The sequence below is a fragment of the Citrobacter sp. FP75 genome (assembly GCF_018342065.1).
Classification (GTDB): domain Bacteria; phylum Pseudomonadota; class Gammaproteobacteria; order Enterobacterales; family Enterobacteriaceae; genus Citrobacter.
The window spans coordinates 983,309-999,720 of sequence record NZ_JAFDOE010000001.1 but is presented as its reverse complement, the minus strand read 5'-3'; the positions used below and the strand labels follow the sequence as shown (position 1 = coordinate 999,720).

Here is a 16,412-nt window from a genome sequence, read left to right as displayed (position 1 = left end):
GGCGAGACCATAGACACATCAACTGCAATGCATGTCTTCTGAACTGCGTGTTCTGGCGTGCATGGTTACTGGGGGCAGTGATGTGTTTAATGGTTACCCCGGTCAGGACGCTGTTATGAATATCACCGCTACTGTTCTTCTCGCTTTCGGCATGTCGATGGATGCGTTCGCTGCATCAATTGGCAAAGGCGCCTCGCTACACAAACCCAAATTCTCTGAAGCCCTGCGCACGGGTCTTATTTTCGGTGCAGTCGAGACGCTGACCCCGCTGATTGGCTGGGGAATGGGCATGCTGGCGAGTAAATTCGTACTTGAGTGGAATCACTGGATTGCCTTCATCTTGCTGATTTTCCTCGGTGGACGAATGATAATCGAAGGTTTCCGTGACAACGATGATGAAGATGAAGAGCCGCAGCGTCGCCACGGTTTCTGGCTGCTGGTGACCACCGCCATTGCAACCAGCCTGGATGCAATGGCCGTCGGCGTCGGCCTGGCTTTCCTGCAGGTCAACATTATAGCCACCGCGCTGGCTATCGGTTGCGCCACGCTGATTATGTCCACGCTGGGGATGATGATCGGGCGCTTTATTGGCCCGATGCTGGGTAAACGCGCTGAAATTCTCGGCGGGGTGGTACTGATTGGCATCGGTGCCCAAATCCTCTGGGCACATTTCCACGGTTAATTCACGCGTTGCCAGATATGAATATTGAAGTCTGTCTGGCAGTCAAATGTCGTTATCCCCGCAAGCGTTTCCCAGACTTCCGGTTTTGCCCGCCAGGCGAAAGGCGTCATTTGCAGCAATGCCACAGCCTCGCTGCCACTGAGCTGCATCTGATAGCCGAGCGCGATACTCTGCTGCAGCGCAAAGCCTTCCAGCTGTTCGGCGTGCGGCGCATGCAGACGCACCTCATCGTAAATCAGCCCTTTCAACTCCATTAAATGGCGCGGCCCTGGCGTGGCTGTAATAATCCATCCACCCGGTTTAACCACGCGAGCCAGCTCCTGAGCTTTGCAGGGGGCGTAGATTCTGATAATGGCATCCATTGAGGCATCGGCAAAAGGCAGACGATGGCTTGACGCAACACAGAAAGTCACCTGCGGATAACGCCTTGCAGCAGCCTTAATCGCCACCTTCGAGACATCCAGGCCAAAAGTCGCGCTTCCTGATATCGCATCGGCAAACGCATGCGTGTAATACCCTTCCCCACAGCCGATATCCAGGATTGTCGCTTCATCTGGGGTTAACGTTTCCTGGAGGACATTCACAATCGCCTCACGCAGCGGCTGATAATGCCCGGCGTCGAGAAATGCCCGGCGCGCCTGCATCATTTCCGCACTGTCACCCGGATCGCGCGAACGCTTGTGTTGAACAGGAAGTAAGTTGACATACCCTTCCTTCGCCAGGTCAAACTGATGCCGTCCAGGGCAGACAAAACTGTTTTTATCTTGAGTAAGAGGCAGATGGCAAAGGGGACAGGAAAACGACATGACAACTCCGGCAGATGGCTTCAGGGCGCAAGTGTAACGCGAATCGCGCCCTGGGAAAATAACTTACAGCGACGGAGAGGAGACACTGTTGCCGTGCATCACCAGCAAGTGCTCAGAGTCGGCGGGCATGCCATCCGGTTTGACATTTTCCAGACGCAGCACATCCCCCATTATCTGACTAAAGACAGGGGCCGATACTGCACCGCCGTAATATGCCCCGTTTTGCGGATTGTTGATAACCACCACCAGCGCAAACTTCGGATCGCTTGCCGGGGCAACGCCAGCCGTGTACGCCACGTATTTATCGACATATTTACCGTCATCACCAATTTTCTTTGCCGTCCCGGTTTTCACCGCCACACGATAATCTCGTACCGCAGCCTTTGTTCCCCCGCCACCGGGTAGCGCGACGCTTTCCATCATATGCTCAACCTGATGAACTAACGCGTCAGACATCACGCGTCGGCCTATCACCGGCGGATCAATACGGGTGATGGATAGCGGTCGATAGAGGCCAAAACTGCCAATGGTGGCGTAAACATGCGCCAGTTGTAGCGGGGTAACCATTAAACCGTAACCAAACGCAAAGGTTGCGCGATCCAGGCTACTCCAGTAACGCCGCTGGGGCATTAAACCACTGCTTTCGCCGGTCAACCCCAGCCCGGTCGGTTCGCCAAAACCAAAGCTCTTATAGGTGTCTAACAGCCGCTGAATAGGCATGGCTAATGACAAATGCGACACGCCAGTATCGCTCGATTTTTGCAAAATACCGGTCAGCGACAATTCGGGGTAATAGCCAACATCACGGATACGATGCCCGTCAAGATTAAAGGGATGGGTATCAATCACGCTGTCTGGCTGCACAATCCCCTGTTGCAGGGCGGTCATAAGCACCAACGGCTTAACGGTAGACCCCGGCTCAAAGGTATCGCTAATCGCACGGTTACGAAAATCGTCCAGCACGGCACCATCGCGATTATTAGGATTGAAGTCGGGGAAACTCGCCATCGACAATATTTCACCGGTAGCGATACTGACCAGCACCGCCGCGCCTGACTCGGCTTTATTCCACGTGACAGCATTATCCAGTGCATCTTCGGTAACGGTCTGCAGGCGCTCATCGATACTGAGCTGCAACTCATGTGCGGGCACTGGCATTACTTCCGTGATGTTCTCAATCACATGACCAAACTTATCTTTGCGCACCAGTCTCGAGCCGGGTTTACCCATCAACTGGCTATTAAAGCTTTTCTCTACCCCTTCAATTCCCTGGCCGTCAATGTTGGTGAAGCCAATCAGATTCGCGGCGACATGCCCGGCAGGATAAAAGCGGCGGGACTCTTCGCGCAGATTGATCCCCGGAAGATTCAGTTTATCAACCCACTGCGCCTGTTGGGGTGAAATCTGGCGCGCCAGGTAGATAAAGCGTCCGGCGGGATTGCTGTTAACGCGTTCCGCCAGTGAGGCAAGCGACAAATGCAGAGTCTTTGCCAGCGCTTGCCAGCGCTCGTTGTAGCCGACACCGCCTTTGCTGATAATCGTCTTAGGATCGGCCCAGACAGCGTTAACCGGTACGCTCACCGCCAGCGGTCTCCCTTCTCTGTCGGTGATCATTCCGCGCGGAGATGCCGTTGTGACTTCACGTAACGAACGCATATCCTCCTGCTTCACCAGGCTGGACGGTGTGACGATTTGCAACCACGCAACCCGCCCCAGGAGCAGACCCAGACTTAATAAAATTGCCGCGCAAAGCAGGGCAAAACGTACGGGAGTGAAATTACGTGTATCGCCGTCGTTTTTCTTTTTCACCTGGTCTCCAGCAAGATAGTTTTTCAGGTGACTGATTTAACGAGAATTAGCGGCAGAAAGCGGGGGAAACAATGCTACGAACATCACGCCTTTGCAACAAAGCGCTAATGGGAAGGCATTTTGAAATATTTTGACGTAATCTGAATTAAAAAGCCCCGCAAATGCGAGGCTTTATATCTGAAATTGCTGCGCCTGAGCGCTTCAAATCAGTGGTTTCGATCAGATAGCTGTTACGTTAACAGCAGCCGGACCTTTCTGGCCGTCCTGAATTTCGAACTCAACGTTCTGGCCTTCAGCCAGAGTTTTGAAGCCGTTACCCTGGATTGCAGAGAAGTGTACGAACACATCTTTGCTGCCATCAGCCGGAGTAATGAAACCAAAACCTTTAGACTCGTTGAACCACTTAACTTGACCTTTAATCTTTGCCATTTGCAAAATTCCTTAGAGTATTTTCTTCGCCCGCAGGCATAACATAGATAAAACTGAGACATTACTGCTTGAGGCACTAATATAAGGTTCGGCAGAGAAGCGGTATTCAACATCAACGTGTTTACTCAGGACTTCTTTACTGAAAATGCCACACATAAACAGAACTGTACCTCGTTTAACCCAAAACGTGTTATCACATACAACGATAATAATGGCAAGCCATTTTTAAACGTGTCTCGATCGGTCGCACAAATCCCGAAGTTCATCTCACGACAACTGCACAGTTATGCGCCAAACCCAGTCTGGATATATTCTCACCGCTCTCGCCCAGTCCCGGCTGGCATACGCAGCAGCCGTGACATGTCTACCATAGCTCACCTTGTTCGGTTGTTCCAGATACTCTGATGCACCATGTGCTGAATATCATTTTTTATGCTTAGTAATGCATAATTTGTCACAACGGTAAAAATGAGATCCGTCTTCTGGTTTTGCAGCAAAATAATGAAAGAATGATGACAAAGCACAAAAAAGTAAGAGAAACGTTTCGCTAATAATAAAAACGATCGTTATCACAAAAATGACACAATCATATTATTAACGTATGGGTAATTATATTTAACGCCGGTCGCAGGCAGGAAATTAATGGGGCACCGGGAATAGAAGGAAGAGCGTTACATACCGATCAATACGCGAACACCCCGCAGGTTACAGAAGAAAATCATCTGACGGGGTTGACGACAGGATGGCGTATCTGAGAACAGCGTTGTCAGACGCCCACCCTGTCTTTCAGGTTACTAGCGCTCTGCTACCAGGCGAATGATGTCATCATCTTCATCCTGTTTTTGCCCCGCAGGCTCCGCGACCTTTTCGGGTTCGTTAGCTTCGCAAAGTCGACGGAGCAATGCGTTCTGCCGTTTTTGCTGATCTAACAGCGCTTCAAGTAACTCGATCTGCTCATTAGTACGTGAGCTTGCTCGATTGATGAAGAACCACAATACAAGCCCGATAACCAGAACCACCACCGATACAACTAAAGACGCAAAGCTTAACGCGCCAGAGTTCAAAACTTCGTTCATTTCACCACCTCAATGTAGACAGCGTAGTTTACCACTGCCGCACAAGAAGGTAATCAACTGTTGCTAAAATGCGCTTACCAGGGAATAAATTTATTGATGGCGCAAATTCCGTTGAAAAATTGTACGTCCTGATCGCACATGATGTTGAACACCTGCGCCCACATCAGCATGCATACCAGTACGACAACTATCAGGACCACCCACCGAATTTTTTTCACTCCAACTCCACTCTCCGAATCTACATCTTATGCGACTAAATTATCATGCGTTACCTAAACCCAGCGTTAACTGTAACGGCATTACTCTTTTTAGGAATGATTAACTTGTTTCATTCAGTGTACAAGCTAATCTTATAATAACGAGAAAAGATAAGAGGTTGTAATGCGTCTGATTATTCGCGCGATTGTTTTGTTGGCTCTGGTTTGGATCGGTTTATTACTCAGCGGCTACGGCGTATTGATAGGAAGCAAAGAGAACGCAGCAGGACTCGGCCTGCAATGCCAGTACCTGACGGCACGAGGCACCAGCACCGCACAGTATGTGCATACCAACAGCGGTATCATCGGACTGTCGGACTGCCCTCTGTTAAGGAAAAGCACCGTGATTATCGATAATGGCTAATATTACGGCAATATAGCCGTTCATTATTTGTGCCAGGTTGCGTTAAATTTGTTCATTAAAAAAGCCCCGGTAGCTTAATACCTGGGGCTTTTTAGCCTATGGCAAATTAATCAAATCAGAATGGATAGTCGTTATAACCCATTTGCTCTGAAATTTTACGTGCAGCCGTGTGCAGCATCTCGACATAGTCGTGTAAACGTTCTTCAGAAAAACGCAGGGTTGGGAAGGAAATACTCAGACCCGCAATGACCACACCGAAACGATCAAACACCGGAACACCGATGCAGCGCAACCCTTCTTCCTGCTCTTCGTTATCTTCACCGTAACCTTGCTCACGCACTTTATCCAGCAGCAGCAACAATTCATCAGTGTTGGTGATCGTACGGTCGGTGCTGCGCTTATATTCAACACCGTCAAGAATCTGTTTTACTTCGTCACGGTCACGCCATGCCAGCAGCACTTTACCAATCGCCGTGCTGTATAACGGATTACGACGACCTACGCGAGAATACATGCGCAAATTGTACATCGAGTCGATTTTGTGGATGTAGACAATGCTGTCTTCGTCCAGCGCACCAAGGTGTACCGTCTCTTTGGTCAAACGCGACAGTTCGCGCATCTGAATATCAGCGCTGCGGATCAAATCCACGTTTTGCAACGCACGCGCGCCCAATTCAAACAATTTCAGGGTCAGCGAATATTTCTCAGACTCCCCTTCCTGCGCCACATAGCCCAGCGTTTTCATGGTCTGTAAAAAGCGATAAACGGTGCTTTTTGACATCATTACGCGTTGCGACAATTCGGTAATACCAATTTCGCGCTCTTCACCCAGCGCCTGCAGAATGCCAAAAACTTTCAGCACGGAAGAAACAGAATCAGGTTGTTTATCCAGATCTGCGATAGCCATTTATCACCTCATTACGAGTGTTTTATAAAAATCAGAACCGGTTTTTATTATAATTTCACGTATCGATGCTCGCAATCGCTCTTTGCTTACTTAGTTACAAATCTGCGACATACCGCCTGAATATCAATGCTAAAATTATTATTCTCATCTTAATCTCCGACAATATTGACTCACTATGGATAAGTTCCAGGCCGATGGCCTGCCGTTGCCCCAACGATATGGCGCAATTTTAACCATTATTATTGGTATCTCGATGGCCGTACTGGATGGTGCAATTGCGAATGTTGCCCTGCCGACAATTGCTGCCGATCTTCAGGCCTCCCCCGCCAGCTCAATCTGGGTTGTTAACGCTTATCAAATTGCGATTGTGGTTTCACTGCTCTCACTCTCGTTTTTGGGCGATATGTTTGGCTACCGCCGTATTTATAAATGCGGGCTGGTCGTGTTTCTGCTCGCTTCGCTGTTTTGTGCGTTGTCAGATTCGCTGCATATGCTAACGCTGGCCCGCGTGGCTCAAGGGTTTGGCGGAGCCGCGTTAATGAGCGTGAATACGGCGCTGATCCGGCTTATTTACCCTCAGCGCCAACTTGGTCGCGGGATGGGTATTAACTCATTCATCGTGGCGGTCTCTTCCGCCGCCGGACCGACTATTGCTGCGGCAATCCTCTCCATTGCCTCATGGAAATGGTTGTTTTTGATCAACGTTCCGCTCGGGATTATTGCCCTGCTGCTGGCTATGCGCTTTTTGCCAGCGAACGCTGCACGCAGTAATAAGCCTCGCTTTGATTTACCCAGTGCGGTGATGAATGCGTTAACGTTCGGTTTGCTGATCACCGCACTCAGCGGGTTTGCCCAGGGACAGTCATTAGCACTGATCGGCGCTGAACTGATGGGGCTCATCGTAGTAGGATTTTTCTTTATCCGCCGACAGCTGTCACTGCCTGTTCCACTCTTACCGGTTGACTTGCTGCGTATACCGCTTTTTTCACTCTCCATCTGCACCTCAATCTGTTCTTTCTGCGCGCAAATGTTGGCCATGGTGTCCCTGCCCTTCTTTTTACAAACCGTGTTGGGTCGTAGTGAGGTTGAAACAGGCCTGCTGTTGACCCCATGGCCGCTGGCCACCATGGTCATGGCGCCGCTGGCGGGTTATCTCATTGAACGCGTCCACGCCGGGCTTTTAGGTGCCCTGGGAATGGCGGTGATGGCGTGTGGATTATTTTCGCTGGTGTTGCTGCCATCCACACCGTCGGACTTCAATATCATCTGGCCGATGATTCTGTGTGGCGCAGGCTTTGGCCTGTTTCAGTCGCCAAACAACCACACTATTATCACTTCCGCACCGCGTGAACGTAGCGGTGGCGCAAGCGGGATGCTGGGAACGGCGCGTTTGCTGGGTCAAAGCACCGGAGCCGCGTTAGTGGCGCTGATGCTGAACCAGTTTGGCGACAGCGGAACGCACGTGTCACTGCTGACGGCAGGCATTCTGGCAACCCTTGCTGCCATTGTCAGTGGGCTACGGATTACCCAACCTCGGGTTAAGATGTAAAAAAAGCGCGTCTATCGACGCGCTTCTTCATTTAAATGCCGTGGGTTATTTCAGGTATTCCCCACTGCGCAGCGCTTCAATGCGCTTATCCAGCGGTGGGTGCGTCATAAACAGCTCGCTCAGCGACTTGGATTTACCGTTGATGCAGAAGGCCATCATGCTGGTTGCTTCCTGCGGCTCATAGCTGGTTTTCAGACGCTGCAGCGCAGCAATCATTTTCTCACGACCGACCAGTTTGGCAGAACCCGCATCCGCGTGAAATTCACGATGGCGTGAGAACCACATGGTAATAATACTCGCCAGAATACCAAACACTAACTCCAGCACCGTTGCGACGGCGAAGTAGATTAACGGGTTACCGTTGCTACCCTCGCCTTCTTCGCGGTTTCCGCCCATAAAACCGGCGGCGATTTGCGCCAGAATGCGCGAGATAAAGATAACAAAGGTGTTCACCACGCCCTGGATAAGCGTCATGGTGACCATATCACCATTAGCAATGTGGCTGATTTCATGCGCGATAACGGCTTCCGCTTCATCCGGGCTCATGTTTTGCAACAAGCCGGTGCTGACAGCCACCAGCGACGCATCCCGGCGCGCGCCGGTCGCAAACGCGTTAATATCTGGCGCATGGTAAATAGCCACCTGCGGCATAGCGATCCCGGCCTGACGAGCCTGTGTCGCCACAGTATTCATCAGCCAGCGTTCTCTTTCATTACGGGGCTGCTCAATCACTTCCCCACCAACGGACTTTAATGCCATCCATTTGGACATCAGCAGCGAAATGAAGGAACCACCAAAACCAAACAGCAGTGCCATAATCAACAAGCCTTGAACGCTGCTTGACTGAATCCCTGTCAGGCTCAATACCAGCCCGAAAACGACCATCACAGCCAGGTTCGTCAGCAGGAAGAGCGCGATTCGCATCATAATTTTCTTTTAACCTCAATTTAACAAAACGCACTATGCGATTACCCATATCGTATGGGTCTTACGGCTATTTTCAAGCATGCATACGTGCTAAGTCACCAGAAAGACACAACTTTACATTTTATCGTATCAGACTGACGACTTCATGTAGTTGTTAAAAAAAACAGGCACAATTTCTTGTGCCTGTTGGAGATTACTGACTGGTTGCGGGCTGTTCCGCTGGCTTCTCTTTTTCAAGATGCGCCAGGTCGAGCGCGATTTTCACCGTCTCATCCAGATACGGATCCGGCTCCTGGTAATCCTTCGGCAGATCGTCCAGTTTCTTCAGCAGCGGTTTTCCTTCACGCTTAAAGCGATCGTTGATACGCGCCAGACGCAGGGCATCATCTTCGTTGTTCTCTTTCTCACGTTGAGCAAAATTAAGAGACGCGATGTTGCGCTTATCTTTCAGGGCATTGAAACGGGCAATATCCTTCATGATGTACTGGAATTCAGGATCTTTGGCGATACGCGCATTATGCTCTTTCAGTAATTCAGGGCCAAACGGCGTTAAATTATCTGACTTCTCATAGGTTGCCGCATCGACGCTATCCCACGGCAAGGCGTTATCTTCAAACTTCTCACCGGTTTCGGTTTCTTCATTGCCTGTCGGCATGATGATATCCGGCGTCACGCCCTTACGCTGCGTGCTGCCACCGTTAACGCGGTAGAATTTTTGGATAGTGTACTGAACGGAACCCAGCGCAGGCCATTCCGGACGCAGCATCTGATCGTAGATACGGTTCAGAGAACGGTACTGCTGCACGGTGCCTTTACCAAAGGTCGGTTCACCGACGATCAACGCACGGCCATAATCCTGCATTGCCGCTGCAAAAATCTCGGATGCCGAGGCACTGAAGCGATCAACCAGTACCACCAACGGACCTTTATAGTAAACAACACCGTCAGTATCGCTGTCTTCGCGCACTTTACCGTTATTGTCACGTACCTGAACAACCGGACCGGAAGGGATAAACAGACCGGAAAGCGAAACGGCCTCGGTCAGTGCGCCACCACCGTTGGTGCGCAGATCGATAATCACGCTGCTCACGTTCTGTTTTTCCAGCTTCTGCAGTTGAACTTTGACGTCATCCGTCAGACCAACATAGAAACCAGGAATATCCAGTACGCCGACTTTCTCTTTGCCAACGGTTTTGACCGACATTTTAACGGCGCGGTCTTCAAGACGAATACGTTCGCGCGTTAGCGTAACGGTACGCGTTTTAGTGCCTTTGCCAGCGGGCAGGATCTCAAGACGAACCTTGCTGCCCTTCGGTCCTTTGATCAGCGCGACGACGTCATCAAGACGCCAGCCAATCACATCGACCACGCCTTTGCCCGACTGTCCGACGCCAACAATACGATCGCCTACGCTTATCGCCTTGCTCTTGGCTGCCGGGCCGCCCGCCACCATAGAGTTAATGACGGTATAGTCATCATCCATTTGCAGAACCGCGCCAATACCTTCCAGAGACAGGCTCATTTCAGTATTGAACTGCTCGGTGTTACGCGGAGACAGGTAGTTGGTATGCGGGTCTATTTCGCGCGCGAACGCCGTCATCGCCAATGAGAACACATCTTCACTGTTGGTCTGCGCCAGACGGCGAATAGCAAATTTGTAGCGACGGGTCAGCGTTTCGCGAATTTCAGCATCGGTTTTACCGGTCAGTTTCAGGCTAAGTTCATCGAATTTAACCTTACCGTCCCACAAGGCGTTTAACTCAGCTTCGCTTTTTGGCCACGGGGCCTTGCTGCGATCGAGGTTAAACGTGTCGTTACCGGTGAAATCCATTGGACGTGCCAGCACGTTTAACGCGTACTGGTAACGTTCAAACCGGCGCTTTTGCGCCAGGTTGTAGAGATCGTAAAAGACATCCAGCTTGCCCGTACGCAGTTCATCGCCGAGGACGGTTTTCTTTTTGGCGAACTGCTCTATATCGCTCGCCAGCAGCACGTTATGGCTGTAGTCGAGCAGATTCAGATAGCGGTCAAAAATTTTTGCCGAAAACGCCTGATCCAGATCGAACTGGCGATAATGTGAACGCGTAAAGCGCGATGTAACACGTTCGCTCACCGTCGCGTGCTGCGTTTCTTCCTTTAGTATGGGGAGTTGATCGGCACGCGTGATGTCTTCCACAGCGAGTGCCTGGCCTGCTAATGCAAGCAGACCAGCTAACGCAGTAAGCCTAAAAAAAGTGTTCATGCCAGGCCAGGCCTCCGTTTCAGAACACCAAGTGTTCTGCGCGTACAATCAAAGACATACCCGAATTCAGCTGTACACGGACGCCATCTTTGGTGATTTCTAATACGGTGGCATCCATCGCATTATTACCTGCTTTCACCTTTAAGGACTGCCCTACCTTCAGCACTGAAATATCAGACACTGGGGTATGCTGTTCTTCGCGAGGAGCACGCGGTGCTTGAGCGGCCGGTTTTTCAGCGCGAGGTTTACGCTCTGCGCCTTCTTTACGACGCGGAGCAGGACGCGGCTTACGCTCGCGACGCGGTGCGCCTTCTTTTTCACCAGCAGCAGCGGCCGCTTCGCGTTTTTTCGCCTGTTGTTCGGCACGTTGCGCCTGAACGCGGGCTTTTGCTTCTTCAAGCTGTTTACGCGCATGTTCAACGTGCTGCTCATCCAGCTCACCGCATGGGTTGCCGTCGAGATCGACACGCGTTGCGCCCAGCTTAACGCCATACAGATAACGCCAGCTTGAAGTGTAGAGACGTAAGGCAGAACGAAGCTGTGTTTTGCTGAGGTTCATTTCACCCTCAACACGCTCTACCAGATCCTGAAAAATGCCAATTTTCAGCGGGCGCGCTTCGCCTTCCGCACTAAAACACTGCGGGAAGCGTTCGGCCAGAAACGCGATAACTTCTTTACTGCTATTCAACTTAGGTTGATTTTCCATGAAATTTCCTGATTACAACGGACGTAGCCAACAAGCGCAGGCATGAACAGGCGTCATTATAATGACGCCATCAGTAATTGCTACGTTATCCGTTGATTATCCTGCGACGGTCGCAAAGAATTTTTTGTAATCCGTCATTGCAAGCACGGTTTCAAGCTGTGCCACAAGCGTACGCAGCCCCTGTTCATCTTCTTCGGTAAACCGACCAAACGCCGTGCTATCAATATCCAGCACGCCGATTATCTGATTTTCGACCGTGATCGGCAGAACGATTTCAGCATTGCTGGCGGCATCGCAAGCAATGTGCCCGTCAAAGGCATGAACGTCCTCAATGCGCTGAACCAGGTTCTGCGCCACCGCAGTACCACACACGCCACGCCCGACAGGGATACGCACGCAGGCGATCTTTCCCTGGAAGGGGCCAAGCACCAGCGTGTCGTTCTCGAGCAGATAAAAACCGGCCCAGTTCACATCTGAAAGACGCTCGTACAACAAGGCGCTGGTATTCGCCAGCGTTGCCAGAAAACTGGTTTCACCTGCCATTAATGCGCGAAAATCACGGTTCAGATCCGTGTATAGCTCTATTTTGTTCATTATGTAATCACTTAGTTGTCTTACTTAAAACTGCAGCCTACTAAAATAAACATTAAATGCGTTAATGCTCAAGATCATTCCCGTCATGAGTTAAGATAACATTACTCTAACACTTTGATCCGCGATACATGGCCCTAAATACTCCACGCATCAAGCCATCCAAAAAAATAGCGATCAGGTCTGTCGGTGAGGCGCTACCCCGCGCGCACTATCATCGCTGTCCCGAATGCGACATGCTATTTAGCTTGCCGAAAATGCGTTCGAACCAAAGTGCATACTGTCCCCGCTGCCAGGCAAAAATCCGTGACGGACGCGACTGGTCGTTGACGCGGCTGGCGGCAATGGCCTTCACCATGCTGCTGCTGATGCCGTTTGCCTGGGGAGAGCCGCTATTACACATCTATTTATTAGGTATTCGCATTGATGCCAATGTGGTTCAGGGCATCTGGCAAATGACCCGCCAGGGCGATCCGCTAACCGCGTCCTTTGTGCTATTTTGCGTGATGGGCGCACCGATAATACTTGTCTCCTCAATTGCGTATCTGTGGTTGGGTAACATACTCGGTATGAACCTGCGCCCGGTCCTGCTGATGCTGGAAAGGCTCAAAGAGTGGGTCATGCTTGATATTTACCTGGTGGGTATTGGCGTCGCTTCAATTAAAGTGCAGGACTATGCTTTCCTGCTACCCGGCGTGGGGCTGTATGCTTTTTTTGCGCTGGTGATCCTCAGTATTCTGACGCTGTCACACCTTAATGTAGAACAGTTGTGGGACCGTTTTTACCCGCAAAGACCCGCACGACGCCCAGATGAGCAGCTTCGCGTGTGCCTCGGCTGCCACTTTACAGGTTATTCAGACGCCCGAGGTCGCTGCCCTCGCTGTCATATTCCGTTGCGCTGGCGCAGGAATCAAAGCATACAAAAGTGCTGGGCCGCGCTGCTGGCCTCGATTGTCCTGCTACTGCCTGCTAATCTGCTGCCTATCTCCATCATTTACGTCAACGGTTCCCGGCAGGAAGACACCATACTGTCCGGTATTATGTCGCTGGCAAATAGCAATGTTGGCGTCGCGGCAATCGTCTTTATTGCCAGTATTCTGGTGCCTTTCACTAAAGTGATTGTGATGCTTACGCTATTGATTAGCATCCATTTTAAATGTGAACAGGGCTTACGCGCTCGCATTTTGCTGCTGCGCCTGGTGACGTGGATCGGCCGCTGGTCGATGTTGGATCTGTTTGTTATCGCCTTAACCATGTCGCTGATTAATCGTGACCAGATACTTGCTTTTACTATGGGACCGGCTGCGTTTTATTTCGGCGCGGCGGTAATTTTGACTATTCTTGCTGTGGAATGGCTGGACAGCCGCTTACTTTGGGATGCACATGAGTCAGGAAACGCCCGCTTCGCAGACTGAAGCGCAGATTAAAACAAAACGCCGCATATCTCCGTTCTGGCTGCTGCCTTTCATCGCGCTGATGATCGCCGGGTGGCTGATCTGGGGAAGCTATGAAGATCGCGGCAACACCGTCACTATCGACTTTATGTCTGCAGACGGTATTGTGCCAGGCCGAACGCCCGTTCGCTACCAGGGTGTCGAAGTTGGCACGGTGCAGGATATCAGTCTCAGCAAAAATCTGCGCAAGATTGAAGTTCGCGTCAGCATCAAATCCAGCATGAAGGATGCCCTGCGTAAAGATACGCAGTTCTGGCTGGTGACGCCGAAAGCATCGCTGGCAGGGGTCTCCGGACTCGATGCGCTGGTCGGTGGGAACTATATCGGCATGATGCCCGGAACCGGAGAGCCGAAAGATCATTTCGTCGCACTGGATACGCAGCCAAAGTACCGTCTGAATAACGGCGATTTGATGCTACATCTGCATGCGCCCGATCTCGGCTCTCTAAATAGCGGTTCGCTGGTGTATTTCCGCAAAATACCCGTGGGCCGGGTGTATGACTACACCATTAACCCCAACAATCAGGGCGTGACCATAGACGTACTGATTGAGCGCCGATTTACTAATCTGGTAAAAAAAGGCAGCCGTTTCTGGAATGTGTCTGGCGTCAATGCGGATATCAGCCTCAGCGGGGCGAAGGTCAAACTGGAAAGCCTGGCCGCGCTGGTCAACGGTACTATCGCCTTTGATTCGCCGGAAGATTCGCAACCGGCTGCCGCAGACGACACCTTTGGCCTGTATCAGGACCTCGCGCACAGCCAGCGCGGCGTAATCGTGAAGCTGGAATTACCCAGCGGCGATGGGCTAAAAGCAGGTTCAACATCACTGATGTACCAGGGTTTGGAGGTCGGTGAACTGACGAAACTGGAACTGATCCCGGGCGGCAAAGTCACCGGCGAAATGACGGTTGATCCGAGCGTCGTCTCGTTACTACGAGACAACACGCGCATAGAACTGCACAGTCCCAAATTGTCGTTGAGTGATGCGAACCTCAGCTCGCTGTTAACCGGTAAAACCTTCGAACTGGTCCCCGGCGAGGGCGAACCACGCAGCCAGTTTGTGGTGGTTCCCGGCGAAAAATCCTTACTGCACGATCCGGGCGTGATGACGCTCACCCTGACCGCGCCGGAAAGCTACGGCATTGAGGAGGGTCAACCGCTGATCCTGCACGGTGTCCAGGTTGGCCAGGTGATTGAGCGTACGCTGTCCAGCAAAGGCGTCTCCTTTACCGTCGCCATCGAACCCCAGCATCGCGACCTGGTACAAGGTGACAGCAAATTTGTGGTCAACAGCCGGGTTGACGTCAAAGTAGGCATTGACGGCGTGGAGTTCTTAGGTGCCAGCGCCAGCGAATGGATCAGCGGTGGTATCCGAATTTTACCCGGCACCAAGGGTGAAATGAAAAGCAGCTACCCGCTGTATGCCAATCTGGAAAAGGCGATTGAAAATAGCCTGAGCGATCTGCCCACCACCACGCTCAGCCTGCGCGCCGAAACGCTACCCGACGTTCAGGCCGGTTCAGTGGTGTTATACCGTAAATTCGAGGTGGGTGAGGTCATTAGCGTTCGCCCCCGCGCCGACGCGTTTGATATCGATCTGCATATTAAACCGGAATACCGCAACCTGTTGACCAACAACAGCGTGTTCTGGGCGGAAGGTGGCGCAAAAGTCCAGCTTAACGGTAGCGGCCTGACCGTACAGGCGTCACCTTTGTCACGCGCGTTAAAAGGTGCGATTAGCTTCGACAATCTGAGCGGCGCCAGCGCCAGCCAGCGCAAAGGAGACAAGCGGATCCTGTACGCCTCAGAAACCGCCGCACGTGCTGTGGGGGGACAAATTACCCTGCACGCCTTTGACGCCGGTAAGCTCGCCGCAGGCATGCCAATTCGCTATCTGGGCATCGATATCGGTCAGATCCAGACCCTGGAGCTTATCACCGCGCGCAACGAAGTGCAGGCGAAGGCGGTACTGTACCCGGAATATGTCCAGACATTTGCGCGCAGCGGGACACGCTTCTCGGTTATTACCCCGCAAATCTCTGCAGCGGGCGTGGAGCACCTGGATACGATCTTACAGCCTTACATTAACGTGGAGCCGGGTCGTGGGAATCCGCGCCGTGATTTTGAGTTGCAGGAAGCCACCATTACCGACTCGCGTTATCTTGATGGTCTGAGCATCGTGGTCGAAGCATCGGAAGCCGGTTCGCTGAATATCGGCACGCCCGTTCTGTTCAGGGGCATTGAAGTGGGTACCGTCACCGGGCTGACGCTGGGCTCGCTTTCCGATCGTGTGATGGTTGCCATGCGCATCAGCCAGCGCTACCAGCATCTGGTGCGCAACAACTCCGTGTTCTGGCTTGCATCTGGCTACAATCTCGACTTTGGCTTGACAGGCGGCGTCGTTAAGACCGGTACCTTCAATCAGTTCATTCGCGGCGGTATTGCCTTCGCCACCCCACCGGGTACACCACTGGCGCCGAAAGCACAGGCCGGTAAACACTTCCTGTTGTTAGAAAGCGAACCGAAAGAGTGGCGTGAATGGGGAACCGCCCTGCCACGTTGATCACCCTGCTCCGGCGTACTCGCGCCGGAGCAAATATGCTACACTGCGCG

The 16,412-nt window shown here is 51.8% G+C and carries 16 protein-coding genes; 5 read left to right on the top strand and 11 right to left on the bottom strand.

Annotated features, from left to right (window positions below):
• The first annotated feature begins 115 nt into the window (after window positions 1-115).
• Window positions 116-682: a manganese efflux pump MntP gene (gene mntP, locus JQ822_RS04955; RefSeq protein WP_213132511.1), complete on the top strand. Its 567-nt coding sequence runs from the start codon at window positions 116-118 to the stop codon at window positions 680-682.
• Here mntP and rlmA read toward each other — a convergent pair.
• The 6 genes from rlmA to mgrB form a co-directional block, all read right to left on the bottom strand.
• Window positions 679-1,488 (bottom strand): 23S rRNA (guanine(745)-N(1))-methyltransferase, encoded by an 810-nt coding sequence (rlmA, locus tag JQ822_RS04950; protein ID WP_213132510.1) that lies wholly within the window; start codon window positions 1,486-1,488, stop codon window positions 679-681. The two genes, mntP and rlmA, sit on opposite strands and share 4 nt — an antisense overlap.
• Before the next feature lie 63 nt (window positions 1,489-1,551).
• The gene (gene ftsI / locus JQ822_RS04945; RefSeq protein ID WP_213132509.1) at window positions 1,552-3,297 is read right to left on the bottom strand and encodes a peptidoglycan glycosyltransferase FtsI; all 1,746 of its coding nucleotides are present in this window, start codon (window positions 3,295-3,297) and stop codon (window positions 1,552-1,554) included.
• Between the two features lie 219 nt (window positions 3,298-3,516).
• Window positions 3,517-3,726: a transcription antiterminator/RNA stability regulator CspE gene (gene cspE, locus JQ822_RS04940; RefSeq protein ID WP_001062678.1), complete on the bottom strand. Its 210-nt coding sequence runs from the start codon at window positions 3,724-3,726 to the stop codon at window positions 3,517-3,519.
• Between the two features lie 12 nt (window positions 3,727-3,738).
• A complete protein-coding gene (locus tag JQ822_RS04935) occupies window positions 3,739-3,882 on the bottom strand; it encodes a DUF2627 domain-containing protein (protein ID WP_003034983.1) in 144 nt (47 codons plus the stop codon).
• Between the two features lie 638 nt (window positions 3,883-4,520).
• Window positions 4,521-4,802 (bottom strand): YebO family protein, encoded by a 282-nt coding sequence (locus JQ822_RS04930; protein WP_213132508.1) that lies wholly within the window; start codon window positions 4,800-4,802, stop codon window positions 4,521-4,523.
• A gap of 74 nt (window positions 4,803-4,876) precedes the next feature.
• On the bottom strand, window positions 4,877-5,020 hold the full coding sequence (mgrB, locus tag JQ822_RS04925; protein ID WP_181617173.1) for a PhoP/PhoQ regulator MgrB: 144 nt from the start codon (window positions 5,018-5,020) through the stop codon (window positions 4,877-4,879).
• Between the two features lie 163 nt (window positions 5,021-5,183).
• Here mgrB and JQ822_RS04920 point away from each other — a divergent pair, with 163 nt between their 5' ends.
• A complete protein-coding gene (locus JQ822_RS04920; protein WP_003833776.1) occupies window positions 5,184-5,423 on the top strand; it encodes a YobH family protein in 240 nt (79 codons plus the stop codon).
• 115 nt (window positions 5,424-5,538) lie between these two features.
• On the opposite strand, the gene kdgR is transcribed toward JQ822_RS04920, so the two are convergent.
• Entirely contained in the window at window positions 5,539-6,330 is a 792-nt protein-coding gene (gene kdgR, locus JQ822_RS04915; protein WP_213132507.1) for a DNA-binding transcriptional regulator KdgR, read from the bottom strand.
• Between the two features lie 175 nt (window positions 6,331-6,505).
• Between kdgR and JQ822_RS04910 the strand changes: the two genes are divergently transcribed.
• Window positions 6,506-7,879: an MFS transporter gene (locus JQ822_RS04910; RefSeq protein WP_213132506.1), complete on the top strand. Its 1,374-nt coding sequence runs from the start codon at window positions 6,506-6,508 to the stop codon at window positions 7,877-7,879.
• A 45-nt stretch (window positions 7,880-7,924) separates the two neighbouring features.
• Here JQ822_RS04910 and htpX read toward each other — a convergent pair whose 3' ends face one another.
• The 4 genes from htpX to JQ822_RS04890 form a co-directional block, all read right to left on the bottom strand.
• Window positions 7,925-8,806 carry a protease HtpX gene (htpX, locus tag JQ822_RS04905; RefSeq protein ID WP_045444014.1) on the bottom strand — a complete coding sequence of 294 codons (882 nt, stop codon included), beginning with the start codon at window positions 8,804-8,806 and terminating at the stop codon, window positions 7,925-7,927.
• A 193-nt stretch (window positions 8,807-8,999) separates the two neighbouring features.
• Complete coding sequence (prc, locus tag JQ822_RS04900) at window positions 9,000-11,048, bottom strand: carboxy terminal-processing peptidase (RefSeq protein ID WP_213132505.1); 2,049 nt, start codon at window positions 11,046-11,048, stop codon at window positions 9,000-9,002.
• A 19-nt stretch (window positions 11,049-11,067) separates the two neighbouring features.
• Window positions 11,068-11,754: an RNA chaperone ProQ gene (gene proQ / locus JQ822_RS04895; RefSeq protein WP_135322174.1), complete on the bottom strand. Its 687-nt coding sequence runs from the start codon at window positions 11,752-11,754 to the stop codon at window positions 11,068-11,070.
• 96 nt (window positions 11,755-11,850) lie between these two features.
• Window positions 11,851-12,348 carry a GAF domain-containing protein gene (locus JQ822_RS04890; RefSeq protein ID WP_213132504.1) on the bottom strand — a complete coding sequence of 166 codons (498 nt, stop codon included), beginning with the start codon at window positions 12,346-12,348 and terminating at the stop codon, window positions 11,851-11,853.
• Window positions 12,349-12,476: 128 nt separating this feature from the next.
• Here JQ822_RS04890 and yebS point away from each other — a divergent pair, with 128 nt between their 5' ends.
• Window positions 12,477-13,760 (top strand): membrane integrity lipid transport subunit YebS, encoded by a 1,284-nt coding sequence (yebS, locus tag JQ822_RS04885; protein WP_213132503.1) that lies wholly within the window; start codon window positions 12,477-12,479, stop codon window positions 13,758-13,760.
• On the top strand, window positions 13,729-16,362 hold the full coding sequence (locus tag JQ822_RS04880) for a PqiB family protein (protein WP_213132502.1): 2,634 nt from the start codon (window positions 13,729-13,731) through the stop codon (window positions 16,360-16,362). Before yebS ends, JQ822_RS04880 begins: the two co-directional genes overlap by 32 nt.
• Window positions 16,363-16,412 lie beyond the last annotated feature (50 nt).